General features: G+C 68.0%; 10 protein-coding genes. 5 read left to right on the top strand and 5 right to left on the bottom strand.

Annotated elements, in window-relative coordinates; translation table 11 throughout:
* Nucleotides 1-179 precede the first annotated feature (179 nt).
* From KEG57_RS50960 to KEG57_RS50950, 3 genes are all read right to left on the bottom strand, one after another.
* Nucleotides 180-1,304, bottom strand: a complete 1,125-nt coding sequence (locus KEG57_RS50960; RefSeq protein WP_272428117.1) for a formylglycine-generating enzyme family protein — start codon at nt 1,302-1,304, stop codon at nt 180-182.
* Between the two features lie 315 nt (nt 1,305-1,619).
* Nucleotides 1,620-2,258 carry an endonuclease III gene (gene nth, locus KEG57_RS50955; RefSeq protein ID WP_272428118.1) on the bottom strand — a complete coding sequence of 213 codons (639 nt, stop codon included), beginning with the start codon at nt 2,256-2,258 and terminating at the stop codon, nt 1,620-1,622.
* A gap of 88 nt (nt 2,259-2,346) precedes the next feature.
* On the bottom strand, nt 2,347-3,549 hold the full coding sequence (locus KEG57_RS50950) for a 3'-5' exonuclease (protein ID WP_272428119.1): 1,203 nt from the start codon (nt 3,547-3,549) through the stop codon (nt 2,347-2,349).
* A gap of 161 nt (nt 3,550-3,710) precedes the next feature.
* Here KEG57_RS50950 and KEG57_RS50945 point away from each other — a divergent pair, with 161 nt between their 5' ends.
* From KEG57_RS50945 to KEG57_RS50930, 4 genes are read left to right on the top strand one after another with little or no spacing between them, the layout of a single operon-like run.
* On the top strand, nt 3,711-5,759 hold the full coding sequence (locus KEG57_RS50945; RefSeq protein ID WP_272428120.1) for a hypothetical protein: 2,049 nt from the start codon (nt 3,711-3,713) through the stop codon (nt 5,757-5,759).
* Entirely contained in the window at nt 5,756-6,337 is a 582-nt protein-coding gene (locus KEG57_RS50940) for a hypothetical protein (RefSeq protein ID WP_272428121.1), read from the top strand. Before KEG57_RS50945 ends, KEG57_RS50940 begins: the two co-directional genes overlap by 4 nt.
* Complete coding sequence (locus KEG57_RS50935) at nt 6,334-7,584, top strand: serine hydrolase domain-containing protein (RefSeq protein ID WP_272459943.1); 1,251 nt, start codon at nt 6,334-6,336, stop codon at nt 7,582-7,584. The genes KEG57_RS50940 and KEG57_RS50935 overlap by 4 nt, the downstream gene beginning before the upstream one ends.
* Nucleotides 7,581-7,919: a hypothetical protein gene (locus tag KEG57_RS50930; RefSeq protein WP_272428123.1), complete on the top strand. Its 339-nt coding sequence runs from the start codon at nt 7,581-7,583 to the stop codon at nt 7,917-7,919. Before KEG57_RS50935 ends, KEG57_RS50930 begins: the two co-directional genes overlap by 4 nt.
* A 25-nt stretch (nt 7,920-7,944) precedes the next feature.
* Here KEG57_RS50930 and KEG57_RS50925 read toward each other — a convergent pair whose 3' ends face one another.
* Nucleotides 7,945-9,294 carry a hypothetical protein gene (locus KEG57_RS50925; RefSeq protein WP_272428124.1) on the bottom strand — a complete coding sequence of 450 codons (1,350 nt, stop codon included), beginning with the start codon at nt 9,292-9,294 and terminating at the stop codon, nt 7,945-7,947.
* Nucleotides 9,295-9,308: 14 nt separating this feature from the next.
* A complete protein-coding gene (locus KEG57_RS50920) occupies nt 9,309-10,658 on the bottom strand; it encodes a M1 family metallopeptidase (RefSeq protein ID WP_272428125.1) in 1,350 nt (449 codons plus the stop codon).
* Between the two features lie 171 nt (nt 10,659-10,829).
* Between KEG57_RS50920 and KEG57_RS50915 the strand changes: the two genes are divergently transcribed.
* Nucleotides 10,830-13,196, top strand: coding sequence for a type VI secretion system Vgr family protein (locus tag KEG57_RS50915; protein WP_272428126.1), 2,367 nt, complete (start codon nt 10,830-10,832; stop codon nt 13,194-13,196).
* Nucleotides 13,197-13,211 lie beyond the last annotated feature (15 nt).

Here is a 13,211-nt window from a genome sequence, read left to right as displayed (position 1 = left end):
AGTCGAAATGGCAGCGCCGCTGTCTTGGTCGGCGGGGCCTTCGCCGGTCTTGCCTCGGCCTGTTCGATGAACTGCGCGGAGCGCAGTTCATCGACCCCGGGTCCAGCGCTTGCGCTGGTCCGGGTCCAGGGGCGGATAGCCCCTGGTGGGGCCTGGGGCAACGCCCCAGCGCAGCGCCTTCAATGCGGCGCCGACGCCGTCGTCGCCGCCCGCTCCTTCGCGTTCCGCACGCACCGGAAGCCCAGGCCTGGCACCTTGTACGACACGATGGCCCCGCCGCGGAAGGCTGCGAGGATTCCGCGGCCGCTTCGGTTCCAGCCGCCGCCGCGCACCACGTAGTTCCCGATGTTCGACCGCACGTGTACCGGATCGACCTCGTCCTTGCCTGAATACGGCACGTAACTATCGAGCACCCATTCCCATACGTTCCCGGCCAGATCGTGGATTGGCCCATCGGGCCAGATTTTATCCCCTTTGCGGTGCGTCCCCACCTTTGAGGGCCCGCCTCCGTGGCAACCGCTGTCGCCGCCCGGCGAGATCAGGATCGCTTGCGTGAAATCGGTGTGCTCGCATGTCGGCTCCTCCTCGCCCCAGGGCCACGAGCGCCCGTCGCCGCCCGTCGCCGCCCACTCCCATTGCGCCTCGGTCGGCAGGCTCTTCTCGTACTGCTCGCAGTAGTACTTCGACATCGGATAGTCGACGAGGTTCACCGGGTAATCCGGTTTGTCGGGGTATGTCACCCACCGATCCGTCCGCTGCGGCGCCTTGCAGCCTTTCTCCTGCACGCATTTCTTCATCGCGCCGGCCGTCACCTCGGTCTGGTCCATGCAGAACGGCTTCGTCAGCACCACCTTGTGCGGCAGGTCCGCGCGTCCCTTGCCGTGATACCCCGATTTGCGGTTGCCGAATCCGAATGCCGACAGGTTCTTGCCCATCTTGAACCCCGCGGGCCCCGTCGCCGGCACGTACACCTCGCCCTCGGGACACGCCGGCGCGCACGCGCCTGCCTCGCAACGCTCGATGTCGAGGCACGTCTTCACCGCCTCCGGCTCGCGCCCTGCCCCGACGCAACGCACCACGCTCTCTCCGTCACAGGCGAGCGCGCCCTCCGTTTTCCCCGCGCAAGGCCCCTTCTCTTCCGCCGCGGCTGCCGCTGTCGTGGCTGCGTCCGGCACGTCGCCGCCGTCGAGGGTCGGGGTCTTCGTGCCTGCGTCCTCCGTACCGCTTGCGCTGCTCGGTTGCTCGGCGCAACCGGCGAGGGCGGCGAGGACGGAGAGCCAAAGGAGCTCGCGAGAGCGATTCACGCGGCGGAAGGTACCCCCTCGCTCGGCCCTGGCAAAGGTTCCGCGTGCCTCCCGTGCGCTACGGTGACGACGGAAATGGCCCCCGGCCTCACCCCCCAGCTCCCGGAGCTGATCCCCCGCCTCCGAAACGCGGATCCCCGTGTCCGACTTCACATTCCCCCGCTCCCGGAGCTGATCCCCCAGCTCCCGGAGCTGATCCCCCGCCTCCGGCAAGTGATCCCCCGTGTCCTATCGTACGTTCCCCTGCTCCGACGCGTCACCCCCCGCGGGGGATCGTCCTCCGGAGCCGGGGGGCCTGCATGCGGGGCCGGGGGATCAGACGTTTCTCTTCGGGCACACGTCGGAGAACATGCAATCGCCGCATTGGGGTGCCTTCGCCGTGCACGTGTACCTCCCGTGCAGCACCATCGCCGGGCCGAACTTCGTCCAGCGCTCCTCGGGCACCATGTTCATCAGATCCCGCTCGATGGCCTCGGGCTTTTCCTGGCTCGAAAGGCCCATCCGCTGGCTCACGCGCGCCACGTGTGTATCCACGATGATGCCCGAGGGGATGTCCCATGCATTGTTCAGCACCACGTTCGCCGTCTTCCGCGCGACCCCGCGCAGCGCCGTGAGCTCTTGCATCGTCCGCGGCACCTCGCCCCCGTGCCGCTCGCAGAGCGCGCGGCACGTCTCCTGAACGGCCTTCGCCTTCTGCCGATAAGCGCCCGTTGGCTGCAGGATCTGCTCGAGCTCCTCGGTATTCGCCTCGGCATACTCCTTGGCCGTGCGGTACTTCGGAAAGAGCGTCTTCGTCACCTTGTTGACCCGCACGTCGGTGCATTGCGCGGCGAGGATGGTGGCGATCAAAAGCTCGAGCGGCGTCGTCCAGTCGAGCTCGTACCGGGCGTCCGGGAACTTCTTCTGGAGCCGCTCGAGCACCGTCGACATCGAGACTTCGCCAGACCTTGCCATGCGAATGACCTCCTCCGTCCTCCGTCAGGACGAACCCGAGCCTACCCCAATCGAGGAACGCTGGCGAGACCCGAATCTCACCGCTCGGTCATTGTTTGTCAGGCGATCGCGCGAGCGAAAGGAACACCGGCACCGTGAGCACGCGGATCCCGTAGGCCCGCGCTTTCTGGCTCTTCGCCGTCAGCGAATGCGGATCGTCGATCACCAGCACGTCGAGCTTCTTCGTCACGGAGCCCTGGACCTTGAGCCCCGCCACCACGGCGCGCGCTTCGAGCGCGGCCTTCGAGGGCTCGCCATCCCCGGAAAAACATATCGACGTCCCCGGCCGCAGCGGCCGCGTCGACCCGGGCCAAGGCGCCGCCGCCCCGGACCGCGCCGCCGCGAGCGCCTGCTCCGCGGAATCCGCGGGCAAACCGAGGAGCCGCGCGACCCGCGCGAGATCCGACGCGCCGAGCCCCCCGCCGAGATCCCCCGCGAGCGCCGCCCGCGCGACGCCCGTCAAATACGATCGATGCGCCGCGACGACATCCCCGCGCAAAAGCCCCGCGTCCTCCACGTGCTTTCGCGCGGCCTCCGCCTTTTCCTCCGTGACGCGCCGATCTTCGAGGATCTCGTCGAGCACCGTAAAATACCCCTCCACGCTCCCGTTCGACGTCCCCTCGGGCAAACCCTCCACCATCACGCCGAGCGGCGACGGCTCCGCCGCGGCCTGCGCCTCGCCCCGCGCAGCGATCCGCGACGGACCTTCGATCACCGGCCACGCGACGCTCGTCGCCTCCGCGAGCTCCCTCTCGTACGACGTGCGCCAAAAACCCGTCTTGCAGAGCCGCGCAAAAACCCCTGCGGCCGCGCGTGCATCGTCGAGCGCCCGGTGCTCGTGCCCGCTCTCGACGCCGAGCGCCTTGCAGCACGACGCGAGCCGATAATCCCCGAGCGCTGGCAAGACCCGCATCGCGAGCTCGCGCGTGCACACCCGCGGCGCGTCCGGCAGCACGTACCCGAGCCGCCCGAGCTCCTCGGCGAGGAACGCGAGATCGAATTTCACGTTGTGCCCCACGAGCACCGCGCCTTCGAGGTACCGCACGAGCTCGGAGAGCACCTCCGGGAACCGCGGCGCGCCCGCGAGATCCTCCGCGCCGAGCCCGTGGATGTGCGTCGCGCCTGGATTCCTCTCGGGGTTCACCAGGGTCGAGAGCTCCGCGAGCACGCGACCTTCCGCGTCCGTGCGCACGACGGCGAGCTCGACGATCCGATCCGTCTTCCATCGCAGCCCGGTCGTCTCGACATCCACCACCGCGAATCCATGGGGAAACGAGGCTCGTCGTTCAGCGCTTTCCATCGCGATCCGCGCCACCCTAGCACCTCCGGGCGGGCGAGGACAACGCTTGGAATGGCTCCCTTTCCGGGTTCCGTCCCGCGGACCTCCATGATATTCGCTCTCCAATCAGGGACATGCGGACCTCGCCCCTCCTCGCCCTTGCCCTCTTCGCCGCGCCCCTCGCCGCCGCCGGGTGCTCTTCCTGCGGGAAAAGCTCCTCCGGCCCCGCGCCCGAGGCCACGTCCTCCGCGGCGCCCGGCGCGAGCGAATCCGCCGCCGCGCCGCCCCCGAAGGCGAAGACGCCCGCGCCGAGCCGCCAGGGCAACGTCGTCGCGCGAAGCCCCGCCGAGGACCTGCTCTACGTCGCGGACGAGGATGGAAGCGCCCTCCACCTCGTGCAGCTCCCGTTCGACAAGGAAAAACCCGCGCTCACCGTCGCGCTCCCAGGCCGGCCCGCGCAGGTCCTGCCGCTCGACGGCGAGGTCCTCGTCACGATCCGTGATCCCGGCCTGCTCCTCGTGATGCGGCCCGACGGCGCGAAGGGCTTCGTCGAATCCGCGCGGATCGCCTTGCCCGCCGACGCCTGGGGCCTCGCGATCACGAAGGACGAAAAGACCGCGCTCGTCTCGTCCGCGTGGACGCACAAGGTCTCCGCCGTCGATCTCGAAACGAAAAAGGTCCGCTTCACCGTCGACGTCGTCCGCGAACCACGCGGCATCGCCATTCTCGGCGATGGCTCGCGCGCGTACGTGAGTCACCTCATCGGCGCTTCCCTCACGCGTATCGACGGAATCGGCACGAGCAATCCCACGGTCAAGCGCGTCAGCCTCCCGGCCGCGCCGCTCCGGCTGCCGTACGAGACCACGCGTGCCGACGACGCCTCCCTCGGTTATGCCCTCACGTTCTCGCCCGACGAACGCAGGCTTTTCGTCGCGCGCCACGCCTTCGGTGCCGTGGGCCCCGAGGCCTGGTATGGGTTGCCCATCGTCGACGTTTTGCTCCCGCGCGACGATTCTCCGCTCGCGCCCCGGCGCAAGCAGCCCGCGGTCTTCGGGGCGCATATCAACGCAATCCCGCCCGAGGACCCGACCCTCGACCTTCACCCCGGCGACATGGTCCAGCCGCGCGCCATGGTCTATCGCGGGGCCACGCGCACCCTGCTCGTCCTCGGCGAGGGCAGCCTCTCCTTGACCGAGCTCGACGCGAGCTCGATCGACCCCGCGGCGATGGTCCGGAAAAACCACCCCCTGCAAGACGAGGGTGCGACCGGCGGCGGCCCCGCGTGCGCCGCGCCGAGTGGCTTCGCGCTCTCCTCCGACGAAGGCAAGGCCTACGTCTTTTGCCGCGCCACGAATGCGCTCGCCGTCCTCACGTTCCCCGACCCCAAGAGCGGCGCGAAATCCAGCGTCGTCCGCATTCCGCTCGGCAAGGGCCCCGACGACGCCCTCGCCGCCGAGGGACGCCGCCTCTTCTACGACGCCCAGGATACCCTCGTGAGCGGCGGCCTCGGTTGCGCGGCTTGCCATCCCGAGGGCCGCGACGACGGTTTTACCTGGACCGAGTTCGCCCCCGTGGAAGACGGCGGGAATACCACGTTCAGCTCGCATGTCAGCACCATCGTCCCCGGTGCGGCCCGCCAAACGCCCATGCTCGCCGGCCGCGTCGCCGCGCAAGGCCCGTATGGCTGGCATGGCGAGAGCGAGACCCTTGTCGATCGGATCCTCGCGGGCTTCGCCCTTCACCGCTGGGACGAGCGGCACGTCGTGGACAAGCAAACGGCCCGCCCGCGGGCGCTCGCGATCGCCGCCTTCCTTCGCAGCGGCCTCGTCCCTCCGCCGCGCGAAAAGGCCGAGCTCTCCGACGTCGAAAAGCGTGGCAAGGCCGTCTTCGAGAGCGCCGAGACCGCCTGCAAAACGTGCCATGCCGGCGCCGAATTCACCGATCGGGTCCCGATGCCGCTGCCCCGGATGACGATCCGCGTGGGCTACGTCGACGAGAAGGAAAACAACAAATACAAGACCCCGTCGCTCCTCTTCGTCGGCGGCACGCCCCCGTATTTCCACGACGGCAGTTACGCCACGCTCGAAGAGCTCATCGACAAGAACGACGACCGCATGGGCAAGACGAACCAGCTCTCCGCCGACGACAAGGCCGCGCTCGTCGCCTACTTGAGGACGTTATGAAGCTCCGCTCGCTCCTCCCTGCCATCGCCGCGCTCTCGCTCCTCTCGAGCGTCGCCTCGCCCGAGGACGCGCCCGACGCCTCCCCCGGCGACGCGGGCGCGGACGCGGCGGCCGCAGCGCCCACGGAATCGCTCCCGTTCCTCGGCCCCGTCCCCGCCGAGAAATCGAAGCCGCCCACGTTCGCCGAGTGGACGGCTGCGAAGGACCTCGACGCGCCGGTGAGCTCCACGTTTTGCGGCGTCCGCCGGGTGCGGGAATGGCTCCGTTTCCGTTGCGAGGTCATGAACTCGAACAGCATCGACCTCGTCACGGGCAATTCCAACGATGCCTTTTTCTCCGTGAAGCAGGGCGGCGGCGAGTGCACCAGCGATCCCGATCAGGGCCAGATTTGCTGGGACGCCGTCGAGGTCGTCTTTCCGCTTCGGCGCGGCGATCGGCGCTTCTTTCAGATCACGCAGCGGACCGGGGGAGGGTATTACGTGCCGGGCAGCGGACCGATGGTCCGGTCGATCCTCGGCCTCTCCGAGATGTGGGTCGAGGACGAACCCGGCCCGATCGTGACCATCGTCTCCTGGTGAACACCTTCATGCGCACCCGCCGTGCCGCGCTCTTCGCCGCGCTTTTCGCCCTCGCTGGCTGCTCGTCCCCGGGCGCCGGTGATTCCACGCCCATCGAACTGAAGGGCCCGCCCCCGTTCGCCGTAACACCCCGGACCGAATGGCCCACGCGCGCCTGGCCCACGGCCGAACCCGCGTCCGTGGGCATCGATCCGGCCGCGCTGAAGAAGCTCGACGATTACCTCTTCGCGCGCAACGGCGACGACGTCGATCGCAAGGGACAACGCACGAATGCGTTCGTGCTGGTGAAAGACGGCAAGCTCGTCTTCGAGCATTACGCCCGCGGCACCACGGCCGAGACCTCGCTGCTCACGTGGTCGGTGTCGAAGAGTTTCGTGAACACCCTGATCGGCATCGCGGTCGGGGAGGGGCGTTTCAAGGTCGACGACCCCGCGGGCAAGTATTACGCGGCGCTCGGCCCGGACAAACAGAACGTCCGGCTCACCGATCTGCTCCGCATGAGCTCCGGGATCGACTGGAACGAGACCTACGAGGCTTCGCCGGTCTTCTCCTCGGTCATGGCCATGCTTTACACGCGCGGAACGGACGACATGCCTCGGTTCGTCGCTGGGCACGGCCTCGCGTTTGCCCCGGGCACGCACTGGAGTTATTCGAGCGGCGACACGAACCTCCTCCTCGCGTCTCTGCGCGCCACGATGTCGGACGCCGAGTACGCCTCGTACCCCTGGAAAGCGCTCTTCGAGCCGCTCGGCATGACGAGCGCGCGCTTCGAGCGTGACGGCGCCGGCAATTTCGTCGGCTCCTCGTACCTCTACGCGACCGCGCGCGACCTCGCGAAATGGGGCCTGCTCTATCTCTCGGACGGCGTCTGGGACGGCAAGCGCCTCCTGCCGGAGGGATGGGTCGCCTACACGCTCACGATGGCCCCGGCCTACTATACGACCGACGTCCCGCCCCCGTTATGGGAGGACAACCCCGGCGCCCAGGTCTACCTGAACGTCGGCGACCCGAAGCGCAACATTCCGCGCCCCTGGCCCGCCGCGCCGCCCGACACCTTCGCGGCCCTCGGCCACTGGGGCAAATCGATCTTCGTGATCCCCTCGCTCGACCTCATCGCCGTGCGTCTGGGCGACGACCGCGAGTACGGCTGCTCCGCGCACGTGCAAAAGAACTGCGTGCCGGACCGCGAAAAGGCCTTCACGAAGGGGTATTATTTGGAGCTCCTGTCCGGGCTGGTGAAGCGATGAAGCGGGCCAAGCGCGTCCTGAAGATCATCGGCATCGTCCTCGGCGTGATCCTCGGCCTCGTCGGGATCTTCATCGCGTGGAACTGGAAAGCCCTCTCGGCGTTCCCGTTGCTCCCGTCGGGCTACGAGGCCAAAGAGCTCTGCTCCTGCCTCTTCGTCGAGGGACGCCCGCAGCCGGATTGCGAGGCCTTCATTCGCCAGAGCGTCGTCCCGATCGACAGCCGCTCCTTCGACATGGAGGGCAAGGCGGTCACCGTCACGGCCCTCTGGAACACGCGCCGCGCGCATTTCGTCTCGGAGCGGTTCGGCTGCGTGATCGACGGCGCCGGCAAGTAACCGCTCACGTCCGCCGGTTCACCTCTCATTTGCCCTTCGGCGTGGCCGGAGCCACGGCCTTCGCCCCGCACCCGAGCCGCATGGCGAACGATTTCGTCCCCGCCGTGTACACCACCCAGATCGTATTCGCGTCTGCCGCCGCCGCGTGCAGCTCCAGCACCTGCCCCGGATACGCCGCCACCTCTTGCGCCTCGATCGCCCCGCTCCCGCCGAGCGTCGCGATCTCCAGCACCTGCGGCGAGCCCGGCTCCTTCGCCTCCGGCCGCGCGTACACCACGATCGTCTCCCCGCACGCGGGCGCCGCCGCCACGGGCGCCGTATCCATCCCGTTCGGGTAATCGAGCGTCTTGATCTTCGCCTTCCCGTTCCAGTCGACGAGAATGTCATGGAGGGCGAAACCCTTGTCCGTGGCGAGCGGCAAGAGCCCCGCCGCGGAGTTGCCCGCGCGGGCCCCCACGAGCTCCGGATACCCCTCGGGCGGACCGCCCACGAACACCACGTCGTCGGCCGCGAGCGCCGTCGTCTTCTCGCGGATCTCGAAGCGCCGCGCGTGCACCGGCGTCATCGCGGATCGCGCGTCGAGCCACATCGCGACCACCTGCCCCTCGCCGACGGACACGAGCGAAATCGACGTCGCCCCCGATCCCTCGGGCGACAGTTCCAAGATGCCGCCCCCTTCGACCCACAATCGCCCGTGCCGCTCCCCGTTCCGCGCATTCGGCGCCGCCAGATACGCCACCGCGTCGCGCCCGCCCGTGCGCAAGGCCGATGGGCTCGTCCCCGGCACCGCGTCGTTCGCCACGACCTCCGGCGCGCCGAGTTTTCCCGCGGCGTCGAGCGCGCTCCGCACGAGCCCCGATCCTTCGACCCAGTACGTGTGCATCACGCCTGAGGCGTCCTCGGCGACCGCGACCCGCCCGCGTGGCCATTTCCGCGCGCGCTCCGGCTCGCTCGGGCCGGGCGCGGGGCCGTCGGGCCCGAACAGGCTCACCTGCGCTGCATTGCCCGAGAGCCGCCAGATCACGCCTTTCGAATAAACCGTCGCCGCCCCGCCGATCGCGATCGGCTGCTCCGGCCCGTCGATCAGAAACCGCGCACCGGTCCTCGGCTTGCGCTTCTTCGTGTTGCCCCCGCCCGCGCCCGCGAGCGCGCCCGAACCCGCGGGCGCGGCCGAACCTGCGGATGCAGCCGATCCCGCGGGCGCCTCCTCCTCGTCCGGCTCCGCGCTCGGCGCCGAAAGGGTCTCGGCGCTCGCCGAGGGAGGCGCCTGCGGCAACGGTTTGTCCTTCTTCGGCGGAGGGCGCCGGCACCCCGCGCCCGCGAGCGTGAGTGCGAGGGACACGCCTCCCACGAGCGCCCTTTTTGCGAAAGGCATCACGTCCGCGTGCTTCAAGGACAAACCTGCTCCGCCGGCACCGCCTCGCTGCGGAGCCACGCCGCCGCGCAGGCCGAGGCGTCGTATCCGCCCACCGATTTCACGATGTCGAGCAGGTCCTGGAAATGCGCGGCCTTCCCCTTGTTTTTTAGGAAAAACGCCTTCAGCGACGGATCGAGCTTCGCCTTGCCCATCTTCGCCTCGAGCGCGCGGAAGAAAAACGCGCCTTTCATGTAGGCGATGTCCCCGAAGAGCTGGTCCTTCAGGATGTCGACCTCGCCGCAGCCCTCGGGCCAGGCGATCTTCGGCGCCGTCCCGGCCATCGCCGTGTTCAGGCGGGTCTGGTAATGGGCCCAGAGCTTCGTACCCTCGTCCGCGCCGAACACCTCCGTGATCGCCCGCGCTTCGAGGTAACTCACGGTGCCCTCGGAGAGCACGAAATCCTCCCAGCAGGCCGGGCGCACGCCGTCGCCGAACCAGCCGTGCGCCGCCTCGTGCGCCTGGATCCATGGATCCGCCATGGCGATCGTCGAGACGTGCCACAGCGGGTGATGCTCCATGCCCCCGTACGCGCCGGCGCCCCAGTCCACCGCAATGGCGCCCGCCTCGCCGCCGAACGGATACCCGGCGAGCATCGTCTCGTAGAAATTCATGATGTCGACGAGCCTCTCCGTCCCTTTTTGCGCGTCCGTCCCGCCGCCCGGCAGGTAATAGGCCACGAGGTGCGTCCCCTGGAACGTCGTCCCGATGTCGAGTTTCGTGTAGCTCCCCGTCGCCCAGGCGATCTGATAGGGCGGCGCGTCGATCCCGATCGTGGACGGGTACACCGTCGTCATGCCCGCGGGCGTGCTCGTGACGGTGAGCTCGAACGTCGTCCCGTCCGCGGGATCCGAATGGCACGGGAAGAGATTGCCGCAGAAGTACGGCCAGACGAGCGTCGAGCCCTTCTCCATGAGGCCTTCGAACTGCGCCTGCTCCTTGAACTTGTAATCGATCGTGATCTGCGCGGAGCCCTGCGACGTCGGCACGCCGACGTCGAGCTGCCCTTGCGAGAGCGCCCATTTCAGCGGACCTTCGGCGCGCGACACGCCCTCTATCTCGAGCCCCGTCGCCTCGAACGACGCGCCCGTGCCGGTCAGCGAGCCTGCGAGGTCGATCACCGCGGTCCCGGTCATCGTCGAAAGGTCGACGGTGAGCCGCGTCTTCTGGATGTTCCGGCTGAGGTCGGCCGACGGCTCGGGCGGCGGCTCGACCGGCGTCCCCGTGGTGCTGGGCTTGTCCTTGCCGTCGTCCTGGGCGCAGCCGAGGGCCGCGAGGATTACAATTCCCAACCCGACGAGCCTCGCGTGTCGACCGATCCGCATGTGTTTCCTCCGTGCGAGCGCTTGATCATCCACGCCGCGACGAGAGCCTGTCAAGGCCGCGCGCGTCAGGAATTTTCCGCTGCCTCTGCGAGCGTTCTTTCCGGGCGGTGCCTCTTTACGACCGGCACGGGCCCGTGCTCTACTCTCGCACCACGTGCCGGAGCGTGAGCGATGAGCGAGATCTTCACCTTCTTGTCCACCGCCTTCCCCCCGACGGCGCAGGTCACGGCTTTCAAGGGGCGGGAGGCCATTTCACGGACCTATGAATTCGACATTGCGTTGAAGCTCACGGGGCTCGACGTCGACGTCGCCGCCGCGGTCGGAGCTCGCGGCACCCTGAACATCGATCGGGGCCTCGGCGCGCCGCCGTTCGTCTTTCACGGAATCCTCGCGTCCGTCGAGCTCGTGAACGATTACGGCGCGTACGGCCTCTACCTCGCGCGGCTCGTCCCGACGTACTGGCAGCTCACGCTCACGCGCCACAGCCGCATCTTCACGGACGCGAGCATCCCCGAGATCATCGAGGCCATCCTGAAAGAGGGCGGGCTCGGGTCGAACGATTACCGGATCTCGCTCTGGAACGAGTATCCGAAGCTCGAGCACGTCTGCCAGTATCGCGAGAGCAACTACGATTTCATTGCCCGTCTCGCCGAGCGTGAGGGCATGTACTTCTACTTCGAGCAGAGCGAGGATCGCGAGATCCTGGTCTTCACGGACACGCGTTCGGCACACAAGAAGCTCGCGCCGAAGCCGGTGAAGTATTTCCCCGCGCCGCCTGGGGACGTCTCCGCGGGTGAGTCGATCCGCTCGTTCCGGTGCCGCTCGAACGCGCTGCCCGGCCGCGTGAAGGTCACGGATTACAACTACCTGAAGCCGAGCCTGGAGGTCAAAGGCAGCGCCGAGCTCTCGGGCAAGGGCGACATCGTGCTTTACGGCGAGAACGTGAAGACGCCCGGCGAGGGCAAGCGGTACGCCTCGATCCGTGCCGAGGAGATCGCCGCGCGGCAGACGGTGTACACGGGGGTCGGCCCGCAGTTTTACCTCCGGCCGGGCTACGTGTTCGTTCTCGAGGAGCACCCGCGGCTCGCGTTCAACAGCGATTACCTCACGATCGAGATCGAGCACCTCGGCAATCAATCGGCGAGCGGCGAGGACCTGGAGATGCTCTTCGGCGAGGAGGCGCCCACGAAGGAGACGTACCTCGCCACGGTGCACGCGATCCCGCACACGACGCAGTTCCGCGCCGAGCGCAAGACGCCCTGGCCGCGCATCGACGGTGTGGTCGACGGCGTGGTCGACGGCGTGGCGGCGAGCCCGTATGCGCAGATCGACGCGCACGGCCGCTACAAGGTGAACATCTTCTTCGACGAGGGCGACGCGATCGACGGCTCGCGCTCGACGTGGGTGCGCATGCTCCAGCCGCACGGCGGCACCGTCGAGGGCCATCATTTCCCGCTGCGCAAGGGCACGGAGGTGCACCTCGTCTTCCTCGGCGGCGACCCGGATCGCCCCGTGATCGTGGGCGCCGCGCACAATGCCGAAACGCCGAGCGTGGTGACGCAGGGCAATTACACGAAGAACCTGATCCGCTCGGGGTCGAACAACTTCATCGAGATGGAGGATCTCCTCGGCTCGACGCACGTGCACATCTACGCGCCGAAGCTCAACTCCTCGCTCCACCTCGGCAATGGTCCCTATAACTTCGACCTCCGCACGGACGGCAGCGGCCACATTTACACGGGGGTGAACTTCGACGTCGACGTGATGGCGAACAAGACCGAGGACGTCCACGGGACCATCACCGAGACGTACGTCGGTCCATTCACGACGACGGTCACGAATCCCGTCACGCAGACGTACAATGCGACGCTCGACGAGACGGTCGAGGGCGCGGTCACGGTCCGTTACAACAACATCCTCGACCTCCAGGTCACGAGCGCCACGACGCAGGTCTACAAGGATATCGTCAACCTCCAGGTGGTCGGCGCGAACACCGAGAAGTTCGACGCCACGTACGACGAGACCGTGACGGGCAAGATGACGGGCACCTACCTCGCGTCGCGCGAGGAGAACGTGACCGGAGAGGACAAACTCACGGTCACCGGCACGCAGAACATCAACGTCACGAGCAACGCGACCGAGAAGATCGGCGGCGTCTACGATCTCACGGTGGTCGGGGACATGAAGACCTCGATCAACGGCAACCAGAAGATCCAGACCCAGGGTCCGGTCCAGTGGTTCAAGGCCGCGGAGTTCCAGGGCTTCACGGCCGGAGCCAAGTTCGATGGTCACGCCGGCTTCGCGCTGGATTGGTTCGCGGGCGCGAAAATCTCGCTCTTCGGTGGCCTCAAGGTGGACCTCACAGGGGGCGTTTCGCTCGCGCTCACGCTCGGGCCCATGCTCACGATCACGCCGGTCGCGATGGACATGAAAGCGACGAACCTGAACGCGCTCGGGCTCAAACTCCAGGCGATCGGGAACAAGCTGGAGGCCAAGGGCCTGAGCCTCGGCGTCGCCGGCTTGCACGTCAACACCTGAGCCCCGCGTTTTCAG

The sequence above is a fragment of the Polyangium jinanense genome (assembly GCF_028435365.1).
The sequence above is the reverse complement of the archived record's forward strand: the minus strand, read 5'-3'. Positions and strand labels throughout refer to the sequence as shown.

Excerpts from the sequence above, each read along its gene's own strand:
- nth (WP_272428118.1), bottom strand. The coding sequence starts at position 2,258 with ATGGCAAGGTCTGGCGAAGTCTCGATGTCGACGGTGCTCGAGCGGCTC.
- KEG57_RS50945 (WP_272428120.1), top strand. The coding sequence starts at position 3,711 with ATGCGGACCTCGCCCCTCCTCGCCCTTGCCCTCTTCGCCGCGCCCCTC.
- KEG57_RS50940 (WP_272428121.1), top strand. The coding sequence starts at position 5,756 with ATGAAGCTCCGCTCGCTCCTCCCTGCCATCGCCGCGCTCTCGCTCCTC.
- KEG57_RS50930 (WP_272428123.1), top strand. The coding sequence starts at position 7,581 with ATGAAGCGGGCCAAGCGCGTCCTGAAGATCATCGGCATCGTCCTCGGC.
- KEG57_RS50925 (WP_272428124.1), bottom strand. The coding sequence starts at position 9,294 with ATGCCTTTCGCAAAAAGGGCGCTCGTGGGAGGCGTGTCCCTCGCACTC.
- KEG57_RS50920 (WP_272428125.1), bottom strand. The coding sequence starts at position 10,658 with ATGCGGATCGGTCGACACGCGAGGCTCGTCGGGTTGGGAATTGTAATC.
- KEG57_RS50915 (WP_272428126.1), top strand. The coding sequence starts at position 10,830 with ATGAGCGAGATCTTCACCTTCTTGTCCACCGCCTTCCCCCCGACGGCG.